The sequence below is a fragment of the Henriciella marina DSM 19595 genome, assembly GCF_000376805.1.
Classification (GTDB): domain Bacteria; phylum Pseudomonadota; class Alphaproteobacteria; order Caulobacterales; family Hyphomonadaceae; genus Henriciella; species Henriciella marina.
The window spans coordinates 3,225,073-3,245,371 of sequence record NZ_AQXT01000002.1 but is presented as its reverse complement, the minus strand read 5'-3'; the positions used below and the strand labels follow the sequence as shown (position 1 = coordinate 3,245,371).

18 protein-coding genes are annotated in these 20,299 nt (G+C 61.6%); 2 read left to right on the top strand and 16 right to left on the bottom strand.

Annotated elements, in window-relative coordinates; all coding sequences use genetic code 11:
• Positions 1 to 93: 93 nt before the first annotated feature.
• From ftsZ to F550_RS0116160, 4 genes are all read right to left on the bottom strand, one after another.
• Positions 94 to 1,545, bottom strand: coding sequence for a cell division protein FtsZ (gene ftsZ / locus F550_RS0116175; protein ID WP_018149630.1), 1,452 nt, complete (start codon positions 1,543 to 1,545; stop codon positions 94 to 96).
• Between the two features lie 95 nt (positions 1,546 to 1,640).
• On the bottom strand, positions 1,641 to 2,936 hold the full coding sequence (ftsA, locus tag F550_RS0116170; protein ID WP_018149629.1) for a cell division protein FtsA: 1,296 nt from the start codon (positions 2,934 to 2,936) through the stop codon (positions 1,641 to 1,643).
• A 2-nt stretch (positions 2,937 to 2,938) separates the two neighbouring features.
• Positions 2,939 to 3,805 carry a cell division protein FtsQ/DivIB gene (locus tag F550_RS0116165; RefSeq protein ID WP_018149628.1) on the bottom strand — a complete coding sequence of 289 codons (867 nt, stop codon included), beginning with the start codon at positions 3,803 to 3,805 and terminating at the stop codon, positions 2,939 to 2,941.
• Complete coding sequence (locus F550_RS0116160; RefSeq protein WP_040500582.1) at positions 3,793 to 4,701, bottom strand: D-alanine--D-alanine ligase; 909 nt, start codon at positions 4,699 to 4,701, stop codon at positions 3,793 to 3,795. The genes F550_RS0116165 and F550_RS0116160 overlap by 13 nt, the downstream gene beginning before the upstream one ends.
• 146 nt (positions 4,702 to 4,847) lie before the next feature.
• Here F550_RS0116160 and F550_RS0116155 point away from each other — a divergent pair, with 146 nt between their 5' ends.
• Positions 4,848 to 5,696 (top strand): formate/nitrite transporter family protein, encoded by an 849-nt coding sequence (locus F550_RS0116155; RefSeq protein ID WP_018149626.1) that lies wholly within the window; start codon positions 4,848 to 4,850, stop codon positions 5,694 to 5,696.
• Here the strand turns inward: F550_RS0116155 and murB are convergent.
• Positions 5,693 to 6,670 carry a UDP-N-acetylmuramate dehydrogenase gene (gene murB / locus F550_RS0116150; RefSeq protein WP_018149625.1) on the bottom strand — a complete coding sequence of 326 codons (978 nt, stop codon included), beginning with the start codon at positions 6,668 to 6,670 and terminating at the stop codon, positions 5,693 to 5,695. The genes F550_RS0116155 and murB overlap by 4 nt on opposite strands.
• A complete protein-coding gene (gene murC, locus F550_RS0116145) occupies positions 6,671 to 8,104 on the bottom strand; it encodes a UDP-N-acetylmuramate--L-alanine ligase (RefSeq protein ID WP_018149624.1) in 1,434 nt (477 codons plus the stop codon).
• Positions 8,105 to 8,268: 164 nt separating this feature from the next.
• On the opposite strand from murC, the gene F550_RS0116140 reads away from it, so the two are divergent.
• The gene (locus F550_RS0116140; protein WP_018149623.1) at positions 8,269 to 8,754 is read left to right on the top strand and encodes a DUF3291 domain-containing protein; all 486 of its coding nucleotides are present in this window, start codon (positions 8,269 to 8,271) and stop codon (positions 8,752 to 8,754) included.
• On the opposite strand, the gene murG is transcribed toward F550_RS0116140, so the two are convergent.
• Genes murG through F550_RS18195 form a run of 10 tightly spaced genes read right to left on the bottom strand, consistent with a single transcriptional unit; the run spans position 8,751 to position 20,039 of the window.
• Positions 8,751 to 9,842, bottom strand: coding sequence for an undecaprenyldiphospho-muramoylpentapeptide beta-N-acetylglucosaminyltransferase (gene murG / locus F550_RS0116135; protein ID WP_018149622.1), 1,092 nt, complete (start codon positions 9,840 to 9,842; stop codon positions 8,751 to 8,753). The two genes, F550_RS0116140 and murG, sit on opposite strands and share 4 nt — an antisense overlap.
• On the bottom strand, positions 9,835 to 10,989 hold the full coding sequence (locus F550_RS0116130) for a peptidoglycan glycosyltransferase FtsW (RefSeq protein WP_018149621.1): 1,155 nt from the start codon (positions 10,987 to 10,989) through the stop codon (positions 9,835 to 9,837). Before F550_RS0116130 ends, murG begins: the two co-directional genes overlap by 8 nt.
• The gene (gene murD / locus F550_RS0116125) at positions 10,986 to 12,413 is read right to left on the bottom strand and encodes a UDP-N-acetylmuramoyl-L-alanine--D-glutamate ligase (protein ID WP_018149620.1); all 1,428 of its coding nucleotides are present in this window, start codon (positions 12,411 to 12,413) and stop codon (positions 10,986 to 10,988) included. The genes F550_RS0116130 and murD overlap by 4 nt, the downstream gene beginning before the upstream one ends.
• Positions 12,414 to 12,423: 10 nt before the next feature.
• Complete coding sequence (gene mraY, locus F550_RS0116120) at positions 12,424 to 13,617, bottom strand: phospho-N-acetylmuramoyl-pentapeptide-transferase (protein WP_018149619.1); 1,194 nt, start codon at positions 13,615 to 13,617, stop codon at positions 12,424 to 12,426.
• Entirely contained in the window at positions 13,607 to 15,094 is a 1,488-nt protein-coding gene (locus F550_RS0116115) for a UDP-N-acetylmuramoyl-tripeptide--D-alanyl-D-alanine ligase (RefSeq protein WP_018149618.1), read from the bottom strand. The genes mraY and F550_RS0116115 overlap by 11 nt, the downstream gene beginning before the upstream one ends.
• Entirely contained in the window at positions 15,091 to 16,527 is a 1,437-nt protein-coding gene (locus F550_RS0116110; RefSeq protein ID WP_018149617.1) for a UDP-N-acetylmuramoyl-L-alanyl-D-glutamate--2,6-diaminopimelate ligase, read from the bottom strand. The genes F550_RS0116115 and F550_RS0116110 overlap by 4 nt, the downstream gene beginning before the upstream one ends.
• Entirely contained in the window at positions 16,524 to 18,179 is a 1,656-nt protein-coding gene (locus F550_RS0116105; protein ID WP_018149616.1) for a peptidoglycan D,D-transpeptidase FtsI family protein, read from the bottom strand. The genes F550_RS0116110 and F550_RS0116105 overlap by 4 nt, the downstream gene beginning before the upstream one ends.
• Positions 18,176 to 18,526, bottom strand: coding sequence for a septum formation initiator family protein (locus F550_RS0116100; RefSeq protein WP_018149615.1), 351 nt, complete (start codon positions 18,524 to 18,526; stop codon positions 18,176 to 18,178). Before F550_RS0116100 ends, F550_RS0116105 begins: the two co-directional genes overlap by 4 nt.
• Positions 18,523 to 19,515 carry a 16S rRNA (cytosine(1402)-N(4))-methyltransferase RsmH gene (gene rsmH, locus F550_RS0116095; RefSeq protein WP_018149614.1) on the bottom strand — a complete coding sequence of 331 codons (993 nt, stop codon included), beginning with the start codon at positions 19,513 to 19,515 and terminating at the stop codon, positions 18,523 to 18,525. The genes F550_RS0116100 and rsmH overlap by 4 nt, the downstream gene beginning before the upstream one ends.
• Complete coding sequence (locus tag F550_RS18195) at positions 19,515 to 20,039, bottom strand: division/cell wall cluster transcriptional repressor MraZ (RefSeq protein WP_083911050.1); 525 nt, start codon at positions 20,037 to 20,039, stop codon at positions 19,515 to 19,517. Before F550_RS18195 ends, rsmH begins: the two co-directional genes overlap by 1 nt.
• Positions 20,040 to 20,299 lie beyond the last annotated feature (260 nt).

Sequence of the window (20,299 nt, the reverse complement as noted above, 5' to 3'; positions counted from 1 at the left end):
TCAAAACAAGGAATATGTCGCAATATTACAAACGATAAGGGCGCCCTTTCGGGCGCCCTCAATACCTATAATTTCAGGGTGCAGAACCCGGGTCTAGCGGTTTGCCGACCGGCGCAGGAAGGCCGGAATTTCCAGGTCCGCATCATCGAAAGGTGCAGGGTTTGGATAATCGTCCCGCGAAGAGACGATCTCTTCCTTCGCATGGCTTTCATCGGTGTCATTGGCGCTCTGGGCTGACTTGGGCCAGCCGAAAAGATTGCCAAAGCCGGCTTTGCCTTCACTGGAGCGTTCAGATTTGCCCGAACGTGAGCGACCAAAGACCTGGTCGGCGCTGACGCGGTCATCTCCGGCGGAGCGTTCCTTGTGAGAGGCAGGCAGGCTGCGGCCTGCAAAGTCGGGGCGCGAATCGGCTTCGAGGCTTTCATCTTCCTCGAAGTCGCTGATCACGACACGCGGACGCTCGACTTCGACCTCGTCGGCAGCTTCTGCTTCGGCGATGACCTCTTCGGTCTCTTCGACAGATTCAGCTTCAACCGACAGCGGTTCTGGTTCGGCTCTGGCGACCGGCTGCGCGGCAGGTGTCTCTTCAGCGAACAGACCATGTGCGGCATCGATACCTGCAGCCACGACAGAGACGCGCAGCTTGCCTTCCAGCTCGGGGTCGAAGGTCGAGCCGAGAATGATGTGCGCGTCAGCGTCGACCTGCTTGCGGATTTCGTTCGCTGCTTCGTCGACTTCGAACAGCGTCATGTCATAGCCGCCAGTGATGCTGATCAGAACGCCGCGAGCGCCCTTCATCGAGACATCGTCGAGAAGCGGATTGTCGATGGCCGCGCGGGCGGCATCGAGGGCGCGGGTTTCGCCTTCGGCTTCGCCCATGCCCATCATCGCAGCGCCCATGCCCTTCATGATTGTGCGGACATCAGCAAAGTCGAGATTGATGAGGCCAGGCATGACCATCAGATCGGTGATGCCACGGACGCCTGAGTAAAGAACGTCATCGGCCATGCGGAACGCGTCAGCAAAGGTCGTGCGTTCATTTGCGACCCGGAAGAGGTTCTGGTTCGGCACGACAATCATCGTGTCGATTGCCTTGCGCATCTCGGCCAGACCATCTTCGGCGATGGTCATCCGGCGATTGCCTTCAAAGCTGAACGGCTTGGTGACGACGCCAACGGTGAGGATGCCGCGCTCATGGGCAGCACGCGCGATGACGGGCGCCGCGCCTGTGCCTGTCCCGCCGCCGAGACCGGCGGCGATGAAGACCATGTGCGCGCCTTCGAGGCACTTGTTGATTTCTTCGATCGATTCTTCAGCCGATGCAGCGCCAACTTCCGGCTTGGCGCCTGCGCCTAGTCCAGCAGTTGTGTCGGGACCGAGCTGAATACGTGTTTCGCATTTCGACCGTTCGAGCGCCTGCGCATCCGTGTTTGCGACGACGAACTCAACCCCCTGAAGGTTCGCCTCGATCATGTTGTCGACTGCGTTACCGCCGGCCCCGCCTACACCGAACACGACGAGCCGCGGCTTGAGTTCCTGAGTCATGAATAGTCCGCCTTTGCCAATCTACCTAGAGAGGGTTCATGGGCACAAAGTGCAGGTGTCAGACTAAGAGAGGGTTAATGGATTCTGCCCGGCTGTTAAAAATTTTCAGTCAACCATCGAAAGAACCTGTTTACTGTACCAGTCTTTGCCGCTGATGAGCCCTGTAGCGAGGACGGGGCGGACGTCGACACATCGGTAAACCCGCGTGATTCGTAGGACAGCAGGCCTGCTGCGGTGGAAAAGACAGGGCTGGCATGGGTTTCGCCGAGCGCCTCGACATCGACAGGTTTTCCAAGACGAACCGGCTGACCAAGAACGCGCGAGGCAACGTCGCGCACTCCCGGCATGAGGCTTCCACCGCCGGTAAGGACGGTTCGGCGCGGCATGATCTTGACGAGTTCGCTCTTGCCGATGATCCGCGCGGCGTATTCGAACGTCTCTTCGATTCGCGGGGCGATGAGACCAGCAAGCTCGCCTCGGGTCATATGGCAGGCGGTCAGGCGGCCATCATCGCCGAGGCGGGCGACTTCGACACGCTCCGACATGCCGGTGCCGGAAAGGTCTGCGTGGCCATAGATCGTTTTCATCCGCTCGGCGGCCGCGAACGTCGTGCCAATGCCCTGGGCGAGATCGCCGGTGACGTTCGCGCCGCCAGCTGGCACGACACCGAGCCAGGCAGGCACGCCGTTCACGAAGGCGCAGGCTGTCGTAACGCCCGAGCCCATGTCGATGCAGATCGCGCCATTTTCGATCTCGTCATCAATCAGGGTCCCTGCCCCGCTTGCCAGCGCAGATGGGATCAGCCGCTCAATATTGAGGTGGGCGCGCCCCACACACTCGACGAGATTGCGGACAAGTGACTGCGGCGCAGTCACCACCGAAAGAAGCACGCTGAACTTCTGGCCGATCATGCCAATCGGATCGGAGATGCCTTCCTGCTCATCCAGGCGATAGATGACCGGATGGGCGGTCAGGATCTCACGCTGTTTCGTGTCGACTTTGCCGAGCGCCTGAGAATGGAGTTTCTTCAGATCCTTCAGCGTCACCTCGCGGCCGCCCAGATCATTCAGCGCGCCGACGAACTCGCAGGTCACGCGCGAGCCGGTAACACCGAGTGTCACCGAATCAATGCGCTCGTCGGCCTGGCGCTCTGCATCTTCAACAGCCAGGCGCACGGATCGCTCCAGTGCCTCCATGTCGGTCACCGACCCATCCTTGAAGCCGCGTGCCTGTTGGCGGCCGCCACCGAGGAAGGAGAAGCCTGCGCGCGATTCAGGATCATAACGCCCGATCAGGCAGGTGATCTTGGAACTGCCAATATCCAGCGACGCGATGGTCTGGCCGACTTTGGCGGCGCGGGAAGGTTTCAAGCGTAGGTCTGCCTTGGCCATATTCAGCTTTCTGCAGGGGTGCCCGGGGCGCCCTGTTCTTCAAGGGGTTCGAGAAATGTCCGTCCGGGGACGCGGAGATCAATCCGCGCTAGAGACCGGTCGGTGAGACGTGCGGCTGTGTTCAGCGTTTCCAGTTCATCGGCGGCGCGCAGGACGCTGGCGTCTGCGGGCAACCGGATCATCAGCCCGTCACGCAGCTGGATATCCCAGCGCCGGCGCGACACCCGCTCTGCATAGGAGAGGCGCTGGGCAACATCATCGACACGGGCGAGAAACCTGAGAAGCGCCGGAACGCCTGCGGGCGCTTCGGCGCCGGAGAGGCGAACGAGGTCTGAATAGTCCTGCGCCGACAGGCCTTCCATGGTCTGGCCGGTGCCATCGATCACCCGCCAGGCTTCGCCATCATGCCAGACCGCAGCGGCACGTGCGGGCGAGGCATGGATCAGGATCTGGTTTGGCCAGAGCCGATAGACCTGCGCGCTCGTGACCTGCCCGCTGGAGAGGATGCGGCGGCGAATTTCATGCGGGTTGGCGCGGAACATATTGTCGCCGGTTTCCACCTCGGACACCTGCTGGACGAGCTGCGCCCGTCTTGCATCCTGTTGCAGACCGACAATGCGCACATCCTGGACGGCAAAACCGAGCCCGCCAGCGACGTCGTCAAGCGCATCGCCTACACCTGTGCCGACCTTGGACATCGAGCCGCCAAGCAGGGCTGCGCCTGCGACGATCACGGCGACGACCATGACGAGACCGGTGACGATGGAGGACGTATCAGCGCGCGTCGGCTCAACCGGCGGCGGGGGCGGCGGCGCGCGTCTTCGCCTCTGCGGCGCTTTCGGTGCTGCTTTGCCCTTCACCTTCGGCATGAAGCATCCTCGATCATCCAGCTCACAAGCGCTTCGAATGTCATGCCTGTGAAAGCGGCCTGCTCGGGAACGAGAGAGGTGGGTGTCATGCCTGGCTGGGTATTTGTTTCCAGGATCACGAGCCGGTCCTTCTTCTCGTCAAATCGAAAATCGGACCGCGACACCCCCCGGCAACCGAGAGCCTGATGCGCCGTCAGCGCCGCGTCCAGCGCTGCCTGTATTACAGCGTCCGAAACATCCGCGGGCACCACATGACGCGATCCACCAGCTGCATATTTTGCATCAAAATCGTAAAACTCTCTTAATGTTGTGATCTCTGTCACTGCGAGGGGCCGATCGCCGAGGACGGCCACGGTCAGCTCGCGGCCCGGAATGTATTCTTCGGCCATGAGATTGTCGCCATAGGCCCAGTCATCAGAGGTGAGGAGCTGCGAGGGGCCGTTATTTTCCTCGCGCACGAAGACTACGCCAAAACTGGAGCCTTCATTCACCGGCTTGATCACATAGGGCGGCTTGATCGGATGCGCGCGGGCGGCCTCTTCACGGCTCACCGCAACGTCTTCAGCGATATCGAGTCCGGCTTGGCTGTAGATCGCCTTGGACTTGCGTTTGTCCATTGCGATCGCAGAGGCTGTGACGCCGGAATGGGTGTAGGGAATTCCGAGAATTTCAAAGAGGCCCTGAACACAGCCATCTTCGCCCCAGGGGCCGTGAAGTCCGTTCAGGATGACGTCCGGCTTTTCAGCCGCGATCTGGCTCGCAAGATCGCGATTGGCGTCGATACCGACAGCGTCATATCCGGCCGCCTGTGCCGCACGCAGCATCTGCTGGCCAGACGAGAGGGAGACCTCACGCTCGGATGACCAGCCTCCATAGACGACAGCGACGCGTTTCATGCTCTTCTCCAGACTGCACAGGACCCGTTTGGCCCGGCCCGAAACAAACATGTAGCAGCCGAGAAATTAAGGCAGTCCTTCAAATTGAACCGATCGACTGCAGTCGGTGTGAATGAACATAGAGAGACCTGACGCGTTCGAACCGGATGTCAGTAGACGAAGCCAAGCCTCCCGAGCACAAAGACGAAGAACATATTACCGAGGAGGAGCGCGAGCAGGCGGCAACTTTGACCCGCCTGAAATCGCGCATCGTCTACGAGATTATCCGACAGGAAGGTCGCTCTGAGCTGTCGCGCCCGCAAAGCTCGATCTGGTGGTCTGGCATCGCCGCGGGGCTAGGTATCTCCATGTCTCTGGCGATGGAGGCGATGCTTCGGGTCGCCCTTCCCGATACAGACTGGCGGCCACTGGTCGAGAATCTGGGCTATTCGGCCGGGTTCCTCATCGTGATGCTGGGACGGCTGCAGCTCTTCACCGAAAACACCGTGACGGCGGTCCTTCCCACATTGGCAGATCCTTGCCGGCGCACGATCCTCGGCACGACGCGGCTCTGGAGCACAGTGTTTCTTGCCAACATGGTGGGTACATTGTTCGCAGCGGTTTTCTGGTTCTATTCAGGCGCCATCTCACCGGAGGTGGGCGCCGCCGTGCTGGAGCTCAGCCTGCATGTTGCCGACTGGGGCGCAGGCGAAACCTTCATGCGTGCCCTGCCAGCAGGTTTCCTGATCGCCGCGCTCGTCTGGATGATGCCAAGTTCGGAGGGCAGCGAGTTCTGGGTCATCCTGTTCTTCACCTACCTCATCGCGCTGGGTGATTTCGCGCACGTCGTGGTCGGGTCTGCCGAGCTATTCATGGTTGCGCTGTCTGGTGAGCAGGGCATTTTCAAGCTGCTGGGAGTGAACCTGCTGCCCGCGCTGGCTGGCAATATCATAGGCGGTGCCGGCCTCTTTGCGATCCTTGCCTGGGGCCAGGTGCATGAGGAAATGGAAGACTAGCCGGTCTCGCCCGCTGTTTGGCCCGATACCTGGATCCTGCCAATCCGGCGGATTTCCCAGCGGAGGTCGACGCCGGTCACATCCAGCACGCGGGCGCGCACCAGTTCCCCAAGCGCTTCGATGTCGGCCGCGTTGGCCTCGCCTGTATTGATCAGGAAGTTGCAATGCTTCTCGGAAACCTGCGCGCCGCCGACCCGCAGGCCCCGACAACCCGCGGCATCAATCAGCTTCCAGCTGGAGCGCTGGTCCGGCGTGCCGGGCGGATCGGGATTGGCAAAGGTAGAGCCGCCGGTCTTGTCCTTGATCGGCTGCGTTTCTGCGCGCCGGGCCTGATGATCCGCGATCTCGGCCTGCAGCGTGTCGGGGTCCCCATCACCAGACCCGGTGAGCAGGATGCCGGTCACGATGACATCTTCCGGAAAATTGGTGTGGCGGTAGGAGAAGTCGATCTTCGGGTCGCCATACTGGGCGATCTCGGCTTCGAACCTGACGCGCTCACCTGAGCTTGTGATGCCCTCAATCTGGTTGGCGACGTCTTTCAGCTCTCGGCCATAACAGCCGGCATTGGTGCGCACCGCGCCCCCGATTGAGCCGGGGATGCCAGAGAGGAAGGTCAGCCCGGCAATGCCATGCTTTGCCGATGCCTTGGCGACAGCAAGATCAAGAGCGCCCGCGCGTGCAAAGAGAGAATGCGAGCCTGTTGGCTCAATACCGCCCCAATAGCCGCCCATGAGACGGATCGTGACACCCTCAATCCCTCCATCGCGAATGATCGAGTTGGACGCCACACCCATGAAGTGAAGAGGCACGTCTTCAGGCAGCGCTTTCAGGAAGTCGGCGAGGTCATCCTCATCCTTTGGCAGGAAAAGGACATCGGCGGGTCCACCAACCCGGAACCAGGTGTAGGGCGCAAGCGGCTGGTCAAAGAGCAGCTTGCCACGTACCTCGGGCAGGTCGTCGCGCCAGTCTGCCATCTATTCGGCCAGCTTCCCGGCAAGTGCATTTGCGTGGGTCGTGATATCGCCAGCGCCGAGACAGACGACGAGATCGCCGGGGCGGGCGATTTCGCGGATCGTGTCTGGCAGGCTGGCGAGCGCATCCATGGGGCGCGCGTCTGCATGGCCATTCTCATTGATGGCACGGACAAGCGATTCGTGGCTGGCGCCCTCAATCGGGTCTTCGCCAGCCGCATAGACCGGTGCGATCAGGGCAATGTCAGCATCCTGGAAGCAGCCGGAGAAATCCTTGAAGAGGTCGCGCAGCCGCGAATAGCGATGCGGCTGGGCGACGGCGATGACGCGGTTTTGGCCCTGCATGGCGCGGGCAGCCTTGAGGACCGCCTTAATCTCCACAGGGTGATGACCATAGTCGTCGATAATGCGGATGCCATTCCACTCACCGGCAGGCGTGAAGCGCCGCTTCACCCCGCCGAAATTGGCAAAGCTGTGCCGGATCTGATCAGGTGTCGCGCCGAGCTCCAGCGCCACGCAGATCGCTGCGAGCGCGTTAGAGACATTGTGGTCGCCTGCCATCGGCAGACGCACGCCCTCTATCGACGAGACGCCAATGCCGAGGCGCTCGCGAAGCACGACGTCGAAGGTCACCCCGTCCGGATCAGAGGCGAGATTGGTCGCGCGCACATCGGCCTGGCGGTTGAAGCCATAGGTCAGGATGCGCCGGTCAGAGACACGCGCCACCATGGACGAGACTTCCGGGTGATCGGTGCAGAGGACGCCGAACCCATAGAAGGGGATATTCTTTACATAGGTGTCGAAGGCATCCCGCAGCGCCTGCATGGAGCCGTAATGCTCCATATGTTCAGGGTCCATATTGGTGACGATCGCTATCGTCGGGCGCAGCTTGGTGAAGGTGCCGTCGCTTTCATCAGCCTCCAGCACGATCCAGTCGCCATTGCCCGCCTTGGCGTTGGAGCCATAGGCATTGATGATGCCGCCATTGATGACGGTCGGGTCGATGCCTGCGCCATCGAGAAGCGCGGCGACCATGGTCGTCGTTGTCGTCTTGCCGTGCGTGCCCGCAACCGCAACGGTCCATTTGAGGCGGATGATCTCTGCCAGCATGTCGGCGCGGCGAACGACCGGAATACCGGACTCGCGCGCGGCGACAACTTCGAGGTTATCGGACTTGATGGCGGAGGAAATAATGACGGCCCCTGCTCCGATCACATTCTGTGGCTTGTGCCCGATATGGACGGTCGCGCCCTTGGACCGAAGGCGTTCGACATTGGCGCTTTCCTTCACATCAGAGCCCTGAACCTTGTAGCCGAGATTGATCATGATCTCTGCGATACCGGACATGCCAATCCCGCCTATGCCGACAAGATGGGCCGGACCGAGATCGAATGGCGATGGTTTGTTGGGCATGCTGGATATGACTTCGAAAGGCATGAAAGGAGGTCTCCGCAGTAGCGTGTGGAGACCAGATTAGGCAAGCACCCGCATGCTGAGATGGCTGTGACGCGGCGATTCAAGGGCAATCGGGTCGGGTTTTCCTTGCAAAACGAAATAGTTCGGGAAGGATAGCGGTTCAGGTCGAACCGAAGGTTTTCTCGATGGAAATGCATCTCGCCCAACTCAATGTCGGCCGTCTTGTGGCGCCGACCGATGATCCGCGTGTGAAGGATTTCATGGACAATCTCGACTTCGTGAACGGGCTCGGCAGGCGGATGCCCGGCTTTGTCTGGATGATGGAAGGCTCCGGTGAACCCGGCACCGGAAATACCGAGGTCAAGGTCGGGGGCGACCCGCGACAGGTCTCAAATCTTACCGTGTGGACAGACGTTGAAAGTCTGGAGCAGTTCGTCTGGGGAACCGTGCACAAGAAATTCTATGAACGCCGGAAGGAATGGTTCGAGGTGATGGGCGACATGCATTTTGTCATGTGGTGGATACCAGTCCATCACCAGCCTACGCTGGAGGAAGCCCTTGGGCGCCTGGAGAGGCTGCGCGCCAATGGCGACAGCGACGAGGCTTTTGGCTGGAGCTGGTTGAAACAGGCCAGAATGCACAAGACCCACGCCTGCCGGCCAGCCGCCTAGCTTATCGCAGCCTTCTCAGCCAGACTGGCAAGATCCTGCGCGGCGGTGATGGTGCCAGCTTCCCTCGCCCGAGCAGCGCGCGTTTCCAGCTCTTCGCCATTCTCCAGCCGCACCTTGATGAGCTCACCAAGGAGGTTCGGGTAGAGATTGTCCTCGAGGATCACATCGGCGGCATCCACATCGACGAGGGCTTCGGCATTTGCGGCCTGGTGATCATCCATCGCGATCTTGAGCGGGATGAGGATGGACGGGCGCCCGACGGCGGCGATCTCACTGACCGTGCCCGCGCCAGAACGCGCAATGATCAGGTGCGCTGCGGCAAGGCGTTCCGGCATGTCTGCAAAGAAGGGCCGCAACTCATGGCGAAGCCCGACCTCTTCATAGATGGCGCGGACCTCATCCAGCTGTTCCTCGCGCACCTGCTGGACGATGTTGAGGCGCGCGCGGAGCGGCGCTGGCGTGTGAAACGCAATCGCGAGCGGGATGATCTGGCCGAGGATACGGGCACCCTGACTGCCGCCGGTGATGAAGATATTCAGGTCGCCACTGGTCTGCGGGAATGGCGCGTCGCGCATGACCGCAATCGGCGCGCGGACCGGGTTGCCAACTGGCTCATGTCGTACGCCAGCGGGCAGCTTGTCGAGACGCGGGAAGCCTGAAGCGACAAACGCGGCCTTTGACGCAAACTGGCGGTTTACCCGGCCAAGAACCGCGTTTTGCTCATGGACGATTATGGGCACCTTGCACCGGCGCGCAGCGCTAAGGGCCGGAAAGGCCGGATAGCCCCCGAAGCCAGCAACGAGCGCGGGCTTTCTGGACTTCATCAGACTGTTGGCACGGCCGATGCCGCGCCAGATTTTCAGGACAGCGGATGGCAGCGTCCATGGCTTGCGGATGTTCGGGCTGGCGGCAGCGACTTCTTCCTTCCAGTCGGCTGGAAAGCTGCCCGCATAGGAGAGCCCGCGCGCATCGCTGATCAGGCCGACCTGCCAGCCGCGCGCCCGCATCTCTTCAGCAAAGGCGGCCGCAGGGAACATATGCCCGCCCGTTCCGCCAGCGGCGATGATGACAAGAGGTTTATCAGTCATGCCGGCCCCATGCCGCCACGCTTTGCCGCCTGATGAGGGCCAGGCCGAGACCGAGCGTCAGCGCAATCCCGATCATCGAGGAGCCACCATAGGAGATAAAGGGAAGCGTCATGCCCTTTGGCGGGATGAGGCTGACATTGACCGCAATATTGATGGCCGCCTGCAGCCCGAAAAGCGTAAAGAGCCCAGCCGCAGCGGCGCGCGGATAAGGGTCAAGTACACGGGACGCGGCCCGAAGACCTCGCCAGCAGATATAGCCATAAAGCCCGATCACCAGGAGGGCAGCCACATAGCCAAACTCCTCACCGAGCACGGCATAGATGAAGTCGGTATGCGCATCAGGCAGGCTGGACTTTACCGTCCCCTCGCCCGGGCCAGCACCAAGGAATCCGCCGCGCGCAATGGCTTCTGAGGCCTTGTCGATCTGAAAGGTGTCGTACTCAGATGGGTTGATGAAGCTGTTCACCCGGTAGCGAACATGCGGCAGCAGCCCGTAAAGCGCACCGCTCAGCGCGACACCGCCCGCGAAGAACGCTGCCGCCCAGCGCCATGGCAGACCTGAAATGAAAAAGGTAGCGATGAAGGCTGCTGTAAGGAGCGCCGACTGGCCAACGTCCGGCTGAAGCAGCAGAAGGCCGAGCACCACAACGTAGAAGACAAGCGCGATCAGCGCCCAGGGTCCGCCCGGAAACAGGCGCCGCTGGGCCAGAAGCCAGCCGGTCAGCACAATCAGAACAGGCTTTACGAATTCAGATGGCTGCAGCGTGAACCCGGCAATGTTCACCCAGCGCTCAGCGCCCTTTGCCTCATACCCGACGACGAGAATGGCAGCCAGGAACAGGAATGAAACCGCAAAGATGAGCGCGGCGGCGCGGCGGACCCAGACCTGCGTCAGCATGCTGGAGCCGACGAGCACAACAGCAGCGCCTGCCGCATAGACGCAGTGACGCTTTACGAAATGATACGGGTCATCGAAGCCGAGCCGTTCGGCCGCTGGCGGCCCCGCCGCAAGCGACAGCATCAGACCGAGACCAAGAAGCGTGAGAGAGGCCGCGAAAATGCGCCAATCCACGCTTAGGCGCCATTCGGTGACGATTGAGCGCTCTGACCGCGGCAGGACAAGCGTATTGCCAGCCGATACCGTCATGCCGATTCCCGCATGACAGGACGGAGCGCATCCCCGCCAAGCGTCTCGACGGCTTCACGGAAACACTGCCCGCGCGCCTCGAAATCCTTGAATTGATCAAAGCTCGCACAGGCAGGCGACAGGAGGATGATGGGATTGTCTTCGCCAGACGCTTTTGCATCCTCAAGCGCTCTGCCCACGGCCTTTTCCAGCGTACCGGTCGCCTCATAGTCGGCTTTGCCATCGAGCGAGCGCGCGAAGTCGTCAGCCGCCTCCCCGATCAGATAGGCTTTTGCAACATGATCCATAAGCGGCAGGAGCGGATCGATACCGCCAGCTTTGGCCTGCCCGCCTGCGATCCAGTAGACGCGGGGATAGGCGCGAAGGGCCTGCTCGGCCGCCTGCGCATTTGTGGCCTTGGAGTCGTTGACGAAGCGCACGCCGTCGATCTGGCCGACCTGCTCCATACGGTGCGCGAGACCGGGAAAGGTTGTGATAGCGGCAAAGATGCGTCCCGGATCGAGGCCGAGCGCCCGGCAGGTGGCATAGGCGGCGGCTGCATTCTGCCAGTTATGGCGGCCCGGCAGCGTCGCGGACTCGCCAAGGTCGCCGACGCGAACGGCATTGCTGGCAAGGCTGTCGAACAGTTTTCCATCAATGGCACTGATGCCGCGGCCGAGCGCAAACTCAGAAGACACACGCGCCAGACGCATGTCGCCGCGACCGGCAAGGTCCATCGCGATGGCCTGCGTGTACTTGTCATCGACCGCGATGACGGCTGTGTCGCCGCGCCCCTGATTGCGGAAGATGCGCTTCTTGGCGGCGACATAGCCCTCCATGCCGCCATGACGGTCGAGATGGTCCGGCGACATGTTGAGCAGCACTGACACATCGCAGTGCAGGCTTTTGACGAGATCGAGCTGATAGGAGGAAAGCTCCAGCACATAGCAGGCATTGGCGTGAAGTGGGGCAAGGTCCAGCACGCCTGTGCCGATATTGCCGCCGACCCGCACATCGAGGCCGCATTCCTTCAGGATATGGCCGATCAGCGCCGTCGTCGTCGATTTGCCGTTGGTGCCTGTGATGCCGATAATTGTCGGGCGGCTGCGCTCTGGCAGGGACTGAACCGCGCGGGCGAAAAGCTCCATATCGCCGACAACTGGCACATTGGTCATCTGCGCGAGACGAACCAGGCGATGCGGCTGGGGATGGGTAAAGGGGATGCCGGGTGACAGGACGAGCGCCGCAAAGTTCTGCCAGTCACGCTTGTTCAGATCAGAGATTGGAATGCCTTCGGCCTCTGCTTTTGCGCGCGAGGCCTCATTGTCGTCCCAGGCATGGACTTTCGCCTTACCGGCTTTCAGAGCGCGCGCAGCCGCGAGGCCTGTCCGGCCAAGGCCGTACACCGCAACGTCTCTTCCAGCATATTCGGTAATGGCGATCATATGGTGCGGGCTACCTCAGCTTCAGTGTGGCAAGGCCCGCAAGGGCGAAGAGGACCGACAGGATCCAGAAACGGACGACGACTTTCGTCTCCGGCCAGTTCTCTTTCTGGAAGTGGTGATGGAGCGGCGCCATCAGGAAGACGCGCTTGCCGGTTCCGGTGAGGCGCTTGGTGATCTTGAACCAGCCAACCTGGATCATCACCGACAGCGCCTCAATGACAAAGAGCCCGCCGACAATGGCGAGCGCAAACTCATGCTTTACGGCAACGGCGACGACGCCAATCAGGCCGCCAAGTCCAAGCGAGCCTGTGTCCCCCATGAAGACGGTTGCCGGGTAGGCATTGAACCAGAGAAAGCCCATCCCGGCACCAAGCATGGCCCCCAGCAGGACGCCCATCTCACCGGCGCCCGGCGTGTACTGGATGCCGAGATAATCGGCGAAAATGATGTTGCCGGTCAGATAGGCGATCAGCGCATATGACCCGCCCGCAAAGATTACCGGCACAATGGCAAGGCCATCCAGGCCGTCGGTGAAGTTCACCGCATTGGCCGAACCAACGATGACGACCATCGCAAAGATAATAAAGAACCCGCCCAGCGGGACGAAATAGTCATTCACGAAGGGAACAGCGACGCCACCAGAGAAGCTCTGATCATTCGGCTCGAGCGACGTCTGAGGGGCCAGTGACGCGATATACTGCGCCACATCATTAAGCGGGCCCCATTCAGCATGGCCGAGCGGCGTATTGGCGCCGTGCAGCCCCATGATGAAAGCACCGGCGAGGGCGGCGATAAGAAACTCGACCATGAGCCGGACCTGCGCCGAGACGCCTGCATCGGTCTGTTTGGTCACTTTCGCATAATCGTCGAGGAAACCGAGGAAGGCGAAGCCGACCGTCACGAAGAGAACGGTCCAGATGTAGGGATTGCTGAGGTCGGCCCAGAGGAAGGTCCCTAGGAGGACACCAATCCAGATCAGGAAACCGCCCATTGTGGGGGTGCCGCGCTTTTCAAGCTGGGCCTCGAGCGACAGATCGCGGATCGGCTGGCCCTTGCCCTGACGCTGGCGAAGCTTGGCAATAACCCAGTCCCCGGTCAGGACCGAAAAGAGGAAGGCGGTGACAATCGCGCCGCCGGTGCGAAACGTCGTGTAGTTGAAAAGACGGAAAAGTCCGTCATCCGCTGCCAGAAGCTCATACAGCATCACGACCCCTTGCTGCCCTGTCCGGGCCGCTATCCATCACCTGCTCGTCTGCGGTCTTGCTCCACTGGCGCAACCTGTCTGCGAGCTTGCCCATCCCGGAGGCATTCGAGCCTTTGATCAAGAGGAGATCACCGTCTTTCAGCGAGTTTTTTACCGCCGAGTCCAGACCGTCAGCTTTCTCGGCCCAATGCGATTCTATCTGTGATTCGAGAGAGGCCTGCAGCACCTGCATTCCGCGCCCGGCAAGGAAGGTTGCGCTTACGTCAGCCTCAATTACAGGTTTCGAGAGCGCGTTGTGTTCTTTTTGCGACGTCTCACCAACTTCGAGCATTTCGCCGAGCGCTGCGAGACGCCTGCCACCGTCGCGAGCAGCGAGCCCGGAGAGCGCCGCCCGCATGGAGGCAGGGTTGGCATTGTAGGCGTCGTCGATGAGCGTGAATTGTCCGCCATCTGGCAGTTTGAGAATTTCGGCGGTGCCCCGGCCCGGAGGAGGTGCGTAGCCGGAGAGGTCGGCAGCGGCGCCCTGCATATCAATACCCCCGGCGAGGGAGACTGCCAGCGAGGCGCAGGCGACATTATCCGCCCAGTGACGGCCAACCGCGTCGATGGTGACGCTTAGGGTGTCCGAATTGAGGGACACGTCGATCTGGCTGGCACCTTTGACGGTGTTGTAAGCGTCCACGATGGCAACAGATGCGGCGCCATGGGTTTGTTCGGCCTGTTTGCATGCATCTTTGGGGCCGAAGAACGCAAAGCGGGCATTCGGTTGAAGCTCTCTGACGCGCGCGATCAGCGCAGGCAGCATCTCATCATGCGCGGGCAGGACAACGACCCCGCCCGGCTCAAGCCCGGCCGCGATATCCGCCTTTTCCCGCGCCACACCCTCAATGGATCCAAGCCCCTCAAGGTGGGCCGGGGCGATCCGCGTGATGATGCTGACATGCGGCGCGACCATGTTTGAGCGCGGCGCGATTTCGCCGGGCGTCGACATGCCGATTTCGAAGACGGCATTCTGTGTGCCGGCAGGCATCCGCGCGAGCGTCAGCGGGACGCCCCAGTGATTATTGAAGCTCTTTACCGACCAGTGTGCTGGCCCCTGCCCGCGAAAGATGCGGGCGATCATTTCCTTGACGCTGGTCTTGCCGACAGAGCCCGTCACCGCGATCCGGCGGGCTTTGGTGGCACGCTTCCTTGCTGCAAGCCCCCAGTCTTCCAGCGCCGTCATGACGTCATTTACGATGAGCAGCGGGCCCGAGACGCCCTCGACCTTGCGGCTGACCAGCGCGGCGCTGGCGCCAGCTTCAAACGCGCGTGCGACAAACTCATGCCCGTCGCGCACATCCTTCAACGCAACGAAAATGTCGCCGGGCGCGAGCGAGCGCGTATCGATAGAGACCCCGGCCGCCTCAAACGGCGCGCTCGCTGATCCGCCAGTCGCGGCCGCGATCTCATCTGACGTCCAGAGGCGTGCCGTCATGATGCACGCCCCTTCAGGGCCGCAAGCGCGGTGTCCTGGTCAGAAAAGGGATGCACCGTATCGCCGACAATCTGTCCGGTTTCGTGGCCCTTGCCAGCGATGAGCAGCGTATCGCCTGCCTCAAGCTGGGAGACGGCGCGGCGGATAGCCTCTCCGCGATCGCCGATCTCTTCGGCGCCTTTCGCCCCGGCCAGCACCGCCTTGCGGATCTCTGCGGCGTCTTCCGAGCGTGGATTGTCATCGGTGACGATGACGACATCGGCCTGCTTCACGGCGACCTCGCCCATCAACGGGCGTTTCTTGCGGTCGCGGTCGCCGCCGCAACCGAAAATCACGAAGAGGCGGCCAGCCGTGTGCGGACGCGCTGCGCGGATAAGCGTGTCGAGCCCGTCTGGCGTGTGCGCATAATCGACGAAGACGCCTGCGCCCTCAGCAGTCTCGCCAACAAATTCGAGGCGCCCCTTTACGGTCTTCAGCCCGGAAAGCCCTTTGCAGACACCATCGAGGCTCGCGCCCAGCGACAGGGCGAGGCCTGCGGCGGTCAGCGCGTTAAGGGCCTGGAACTCACCGATCAGCGGCAGGTCGACCTCGACCTCCTCGCCGCGCCATCTCAGGAACAGGGTCTGGCCCGTCGCCTTCGGCATCAGCTCGGCAATCTTCAGATCGTCTCCGCGCCACCCGACCGAGACAGGCTTGAGACCATGCCCTTTCGCACTGGCCTCGAAGGCGGCGCGCTCAGTACTGTCAGCATTGATGATGGCGGGCGAACCGGCTGGCAGAAGCTCTGTGAAGAGGCGCATCTTTGCGGCGCGGTAGTCATCCATATCCGCATGGTAATCGAGATGGTCCTGGGTGAGGTTGGTGAAGGCGCCTGCCGTCAGCTTCACCGCATCTAGGCGATACTGGACGAGCCCGTGCGAGGAGGCCTCCATCGCGCAATGGGTGACGCCCTGATCGGCAAGCTTTGCCAGCGTCGCATGGATCGCAACCGGGTCCGGCGTGGTGTGGCCAAGGTCGATATGGCCTTGCGGCCCGATTGCGCCGAGCGTCCCCATCGACGCCGCCGTGATGCCGGCGCTTTCCCAGATCTGGCGGAGGAAATCGACGGTCGAGCTTTTCCCGTTCGTGCCGGTGACGGCCACGACGTGCTGCGGCTGGCGCGCATAGAACGCTGCCGATGCCAGTGCCAGCGCAAGGCGTGGTTCATCGACCTCTATGGCGACCGCACTGCCGGTATCAGGCAGGTCATAACCGATGATGGCGACCGCGCCTTTTTCGATGGCCTGCGGAATGAATTTGCGCCCGTCTGCCGCCACGCCCTGTAGTGCAGCAAAGACAAAGCCCGGCGCGACCTTGCGGCTGTCAGCGGTAAGGCCCGTCACCTCAAGGGTTGCGGGCACAGTCTTTCCGGGGAACAGGGCAGCAAGGTTCATAGTGAATTCCTTCTCTCCGCCACAGAGCGTACGAGCGGGCTCTCATAGCTACCCGGATCATCAAATCTCGGCTCGACACCCAGCGAGGGGGCAATCCGGTCGATGACCCGGCCTGCGGTTGGCGCGGCATTCCAGGCCGCTGTGCGTCCGCGGCCGACAGCGGCCTTGGGCGAGTCAAGCACGATCAATACGACATATTCAGGACGATCTGAGGGAAAGACCGCCGCGAAGGAGGCGATATTGGCATTGTCGGAATAGCCACCCGCGACCGGTTTTTCGGCGGTGCCGGTCTTCCCGGCCACACGGTATCCGGCGACTTCCGCCTGCCCACCCGTCCCGTCCACCACAGCTTCCCGCAGCATCTGCGTGACAAGTGCGGCGGTTGGTGCGGAAACGACACGGCGGACGCCGCGCTCGCCTTCATGGTCAGCGATGATGGTCGTCTCAACCACCTCCCCACCATTAGCAAACATGCCGAATGCGCCCGCGAACGAGACGGGGGAGACGGCGATGCCGTGGCCATAACTGACCGTCGCTGCGTGGATATCGTCGAACCGCGACGGCACAATCGGGTCGGCGCTTCCGGCAAGCTCGACCGTGGAGCGATCAAACAGGCCGAGGTTCTGGAGGATATCCTGCTGGCGGCGTGCCCCCAGCATCAGAGCGACTTTCACCGTGCCGATATTCGAGCTTTCCGAGACGATCTGCGACGGGGAAAGCGGCCCGGGGATACGGTGAGAGTCGGAAATCCTGCGGCCGGAGATGACGATTGGCTCTTCGACGTCGAAATTGTCGGAGGGACGAATTGCGCCGGTATCGATGCCGGCAGCCACCGTGATCGGCTTGAAGACAGATCCAAGCTCATACACTGAATTGACCGCGCGATTGGTCCGCGACGGGTCATCGCCGGCAAGCGTATGGGCGCGGTTTGGATCGATTGGCGGCCAGCTCGCCAGACCGAGCACCTCACCGCGGCGCGCATCGAGGACAATCCCCGCGCCGCCTTCGATCTCGTACTCGACCGCTGCGGTAGAAAGCTCTGTTTCCAGCATGTGCTGAATACTGGAATCGATGGTCAGCCGAAGCGGCTCGCCGCCAGCGGCAAGCTTTTCATCGAGGGCATACTCGACGCCCGCCAGACCCTGCCCGTCCGTCCCGGCATAGCCAAGCACATGGCCTGCAAGCGAGCGTCGCGGATAGACGCGGCGGTTTTCTTCGCGAAAGCCAAGGCCTTCGAGGTTAAGCTCAAAGACGGCCTTGTACTGGCGCGGTGTCAGCCCGCGCTTGATCCAGACAAAAGCGCGGCTGTTGTCGGAGAGGCGCGCGGTCAGCGCATCGACATCCATGTCCGGGAAGACGCTTCCAATGCCTTCGGCAACCACTTGCGGCTCCCAGATGGCGCGTGGATCAGCAAAGAGCGAATAGACGTTGACGGATGTTGCCAGAAGTACGCCGTGGCGGTCGACGATGTCGGCCCGGCGAACAGGCTCTTCGAAGACTTGCGCAACCCCGCTCTGGCCTGATGGCCCGGCAAGCGCGACGAGTCCCGCCTTCATGGTGACAGCCGCGAAGCCGACACATAGTGCAAGCGAGACGAGCCGTGCGCGAAGCGCCGATCTTTCAGCCTCTGATACGATAGCCAGGTCGCTCATCGCTCGCCCCCATGCCGAGCACTGCCTGGCTCGCCATCCTGGCCTGCAACATTCATCTCATCGACGGGACCGAGGACATGGGGAAGATCCTGCTCACGAATGAACTGGTCGGCGCGCGGCGGCACCATGCCAAGCTGATTGCGGGCATACTCCTCGACCCATTCCTGCCGCGACAGGTGGCTTAGCTCACCCAGCAGGATCATGCGCTCGCTTACGGCTTCGTCGATCTCGGCTTCGATCTCGGCGATCTGGTCGGCGCTGTCGCGCGCGCCGTATTTGGCCCGGTAGAGACTGAAGATCAGGAGGGCCATGATGCCCAGCCCGACCAGAAATGCGCGGCGGCTCATGATGACGCCTCCACGCTGGCAAGATCCGGCAGGTTGAGCCCTGTATCGACGGGCTCGCCCCAGGCCGGCGCATCCGTACGCACAGCCAGCCTAAGCTTGGCCGAGCGCGCGCGTGGATTGTCGCGCGTCTCTGTTTCCGATGGCTCGATCGGCTTTCTCTGGGTGAGTTCGAAACTTGGCGTACGGCCGGCTTCTGGCGCAGGCAGGTAGCGTGAACCACCTCCCGTCTGGCCAGCCCGCTCCTTCAAGAACTGCTTGACCATTCTGTCCTCCAACGAGTGGAAAGTCACAATGGCGAGCCGGCCTCCTGGCCTCATCACTGCCTCGCAGGCATCCAGAGCTCTTGCGAGCTCTCCCAATTCATCGTTGACGAACATCCTGATCGCCTGAAATGACCTGGTCGCTGGATGCGTCCGCGCGCCCCGGCGCCCGCCCATTGCATCTTCTATATGAGCTGCAAGATCGAGGGTTGTGGTGAATGGAGCCTTAAGACGGCGCGCAGAAATCGACCGCGCGATGCGGCGCGACTGCTTTTCTTCGCCGAGACGGAAGATGATATCCGCAAGCGCCTTTTCCGGCAGTGAATTGACGACATCAGCCGCCGATGGTCCTTCCTTGCCCATCCGCATGTCCAGCGGTCCGTCGCGCATGAACGAAAAGCCGCGTTCGGCCTCGTCGATCTGAAAGGATGAGACACCGAGATCTAGGGTAATGCCATCAACCTGGTCATGGCCCGCAGCAGCCACGAGCGCCGCCATGTCCCCGAAACACCCAAGGACTGGGATAAGGCGCCCATCATATTCGGAGGACGCATTTGCCCTCGCGATGGCTGTCTCGTCGCGGTCGATGCCGATGACGCGGCAGTCCGCCGCCGCGAGGATTGCACGTGTATAGCCGCCCCCGCCGAGCGTGCCATCGACGATAATGTTGCCTGCCTGCGGGCGAAGACCTTCCACGACCTCATCAAGAAGAACCGGAACGTGACCCATCAGCCACCTCCCGCGCGGCTTGTCGCAACGTCCGGGAGATTGCCGGCCTCCAGCGCCTTCTGAAAGGGCTCATCCAGAGCGCTCTGATTGTCGAGCGCGGTCTGGGACATCTTTTCATCGAAGGCGTGAAAGCGCGACGGCTCCCAGATGTGGAACCGGTCGAACGCGCCCGCAAAGACGAGCTTTTTGGTAATGCCAGCCGCCTCAAGCAGGCTCGCTGGCAATGTGATGCGGCCGGTATCGTCCATTTTAAGGTCGGCGGAGCGCGTAAAGATCGCATGCATGAAGGCGCGGCGATGCGGATCTGTTGGGGCCATGCGCGCCAGCGTCTGGCGGTAGACCGCCATCAACTCGTCTCCGCCGCCCTCAAGACAGCCAGACCCGTCCATGGCCGGCCAGACGAATATGCGCGAGCCCCCTCCAAGCGCTGCGCGGAAGGAGGCGGGCACAGAGACCCGCCCCTTCGCGTCGAGCGCCGTTTCATAGGAGGAGACAAACACCAGCCACGTTTCCCTTGGACCCATCACCCCAGGAATTGGGACAATCTAAGCATGAATTGGGATAGCATGGGAGCGTCAGGGCACCAATGGGGAGAGCTGGTGATTCGCGGCACCCACATATGTCCAGAACAAGAACATAAGCCGAATAAAATGGAACAGACTACCGTCCGAATTACTGGCTTATGCGATAGATCGTTGAAAAATATTCATTTACCGGCTGTTAACTTTTGTCGGAAAACTCGCAGAAGTTTTTACAGGCCAACCTCGATTTGTGCACAGCTTGC

Bases quoted from the DNA above. Each gene is read 5' to 3' on its own strand.
- ftsZ (WP_018149630.1), bottom strand. From the start codon at position 1,545: ATGACTCAGGAACTCAAGCCGCGGCTCGTCGTGTTCGGTGTAGGCGGG.
- ftsA (WP_018149629.1), bottom strand. From the start codon at position 2,936: ATGGCCAAGGCAGACCTACGCTTGAAACCTTCCCGCGCCGCCAAAGTC.
- F550_RS0116165 (WP_018149628.1), bottom strand. From the start codon at position 3,805: ATGCCGAAGGTGAAGGGCAAAGCAGCACCGAAAGCGCCGCAGAGGCGA.
- F550_RS0116160 (WP_040500582.1), bottom strand. From the start codon at position 4,701: ATGAAACGCGTCGCTGTCGTCTATGGAGGCTGGTCATCCGAGCGTGAG.
- F550_RS0116155 (WP_018149626.1), top strand. From the start codon at position 4,848: ATGTCAGTAGACGAAGCCAAGCCTCCCGAGCACAAAGACGAAGAACAT.
- murB (WP_018149625.1), bottom strand. From the start codon at position 6,670: ATGGCAGACTGGCGCGACGACCTGCCCGAGGTACGTGGCAAGCTGCTC.
- murC (WP_018149624.1), bottom strand. From the start codon at position 8,104: ATGCCTTTCGAAGTCATATCCAGCATGCCCAACAAACCATCGCCATTC.
- F550_RS0116140 (WP_018149623.1), top strand. From the start codon at position 8,269: ATGGAAATGCATCTCGCCCAACTCAATGTCGGCCGTCTTGTGGCGCCG.
- murG (WP_018149622.1), bottom strand. From the start codon at position 9,842: ATGACTGATAAACCTCTTGTCATCATCGCCGCTGGCGGAACGGGCGGG.
- F550_RS0116130 (WP_018149621.1), bottom strand. From the start codon at position 10,989: ATGACGGTATCGGCTGGCAATACGCTTGTCCTGCCGCGGTCAGAGCGC.
- murD (WP_018149620.1), bottom strand. From the start codon at position 12,413: ATGATCGCCATTACCGAATATGCTGGAAGAGACGTTGCGGTGTACGGC.
- mraY (WP_018149619.1), bottom strand. From the start codon at position 13,617: ATGCTGTATGAGCTTCTGGCAGCGGATGACGGACTTTTCCGTCTTTTC.
- F550_RS0116115 (WP_018149618.1), bottom strand. From the start codon at position 15,094: ATGACGGCACGCCTCTGGACGTCAGATGAGATCGCGGCCGCGACTGGC.
- F550_RS0116110 (WP_018149617.1), bottom strand. From the start codon at position 16,527: ATGAACCTTGCTGCCCTGTTCCCCGGAAAGACTGTGCCCGCAACCCTT.
- F550_RS0116105 (WP_018149616.1), bottom strand. From the start codon at position 18,179: ATGAGCGACCTGGCTATCGTATCAGAGGCTGAAAGATCGGCGCTTCGC.
- F550_RS0116100 (WP_018149615.1), bottom strand. From the start codon at position 18,526: ATGAGCCGCCGCGCATTTCTGGTCGGGCTGGGCATCATGGCCCTCCTG.
- rsmH (WP_018149614.1), bottom strand. From the start codon at position 19,515: ATGGGTCACGTTCCGGTTCTTCTTGATGAGGTCGTGGAAGGTCTTCGC.
- F550_RS18195 (WP_083911050.1), bottom strand. From the start codon at position 20,039: ATGGGTCCAAGGGAAACGTGGCTGGTGTTTGTCTCCTCCTATGAAACG.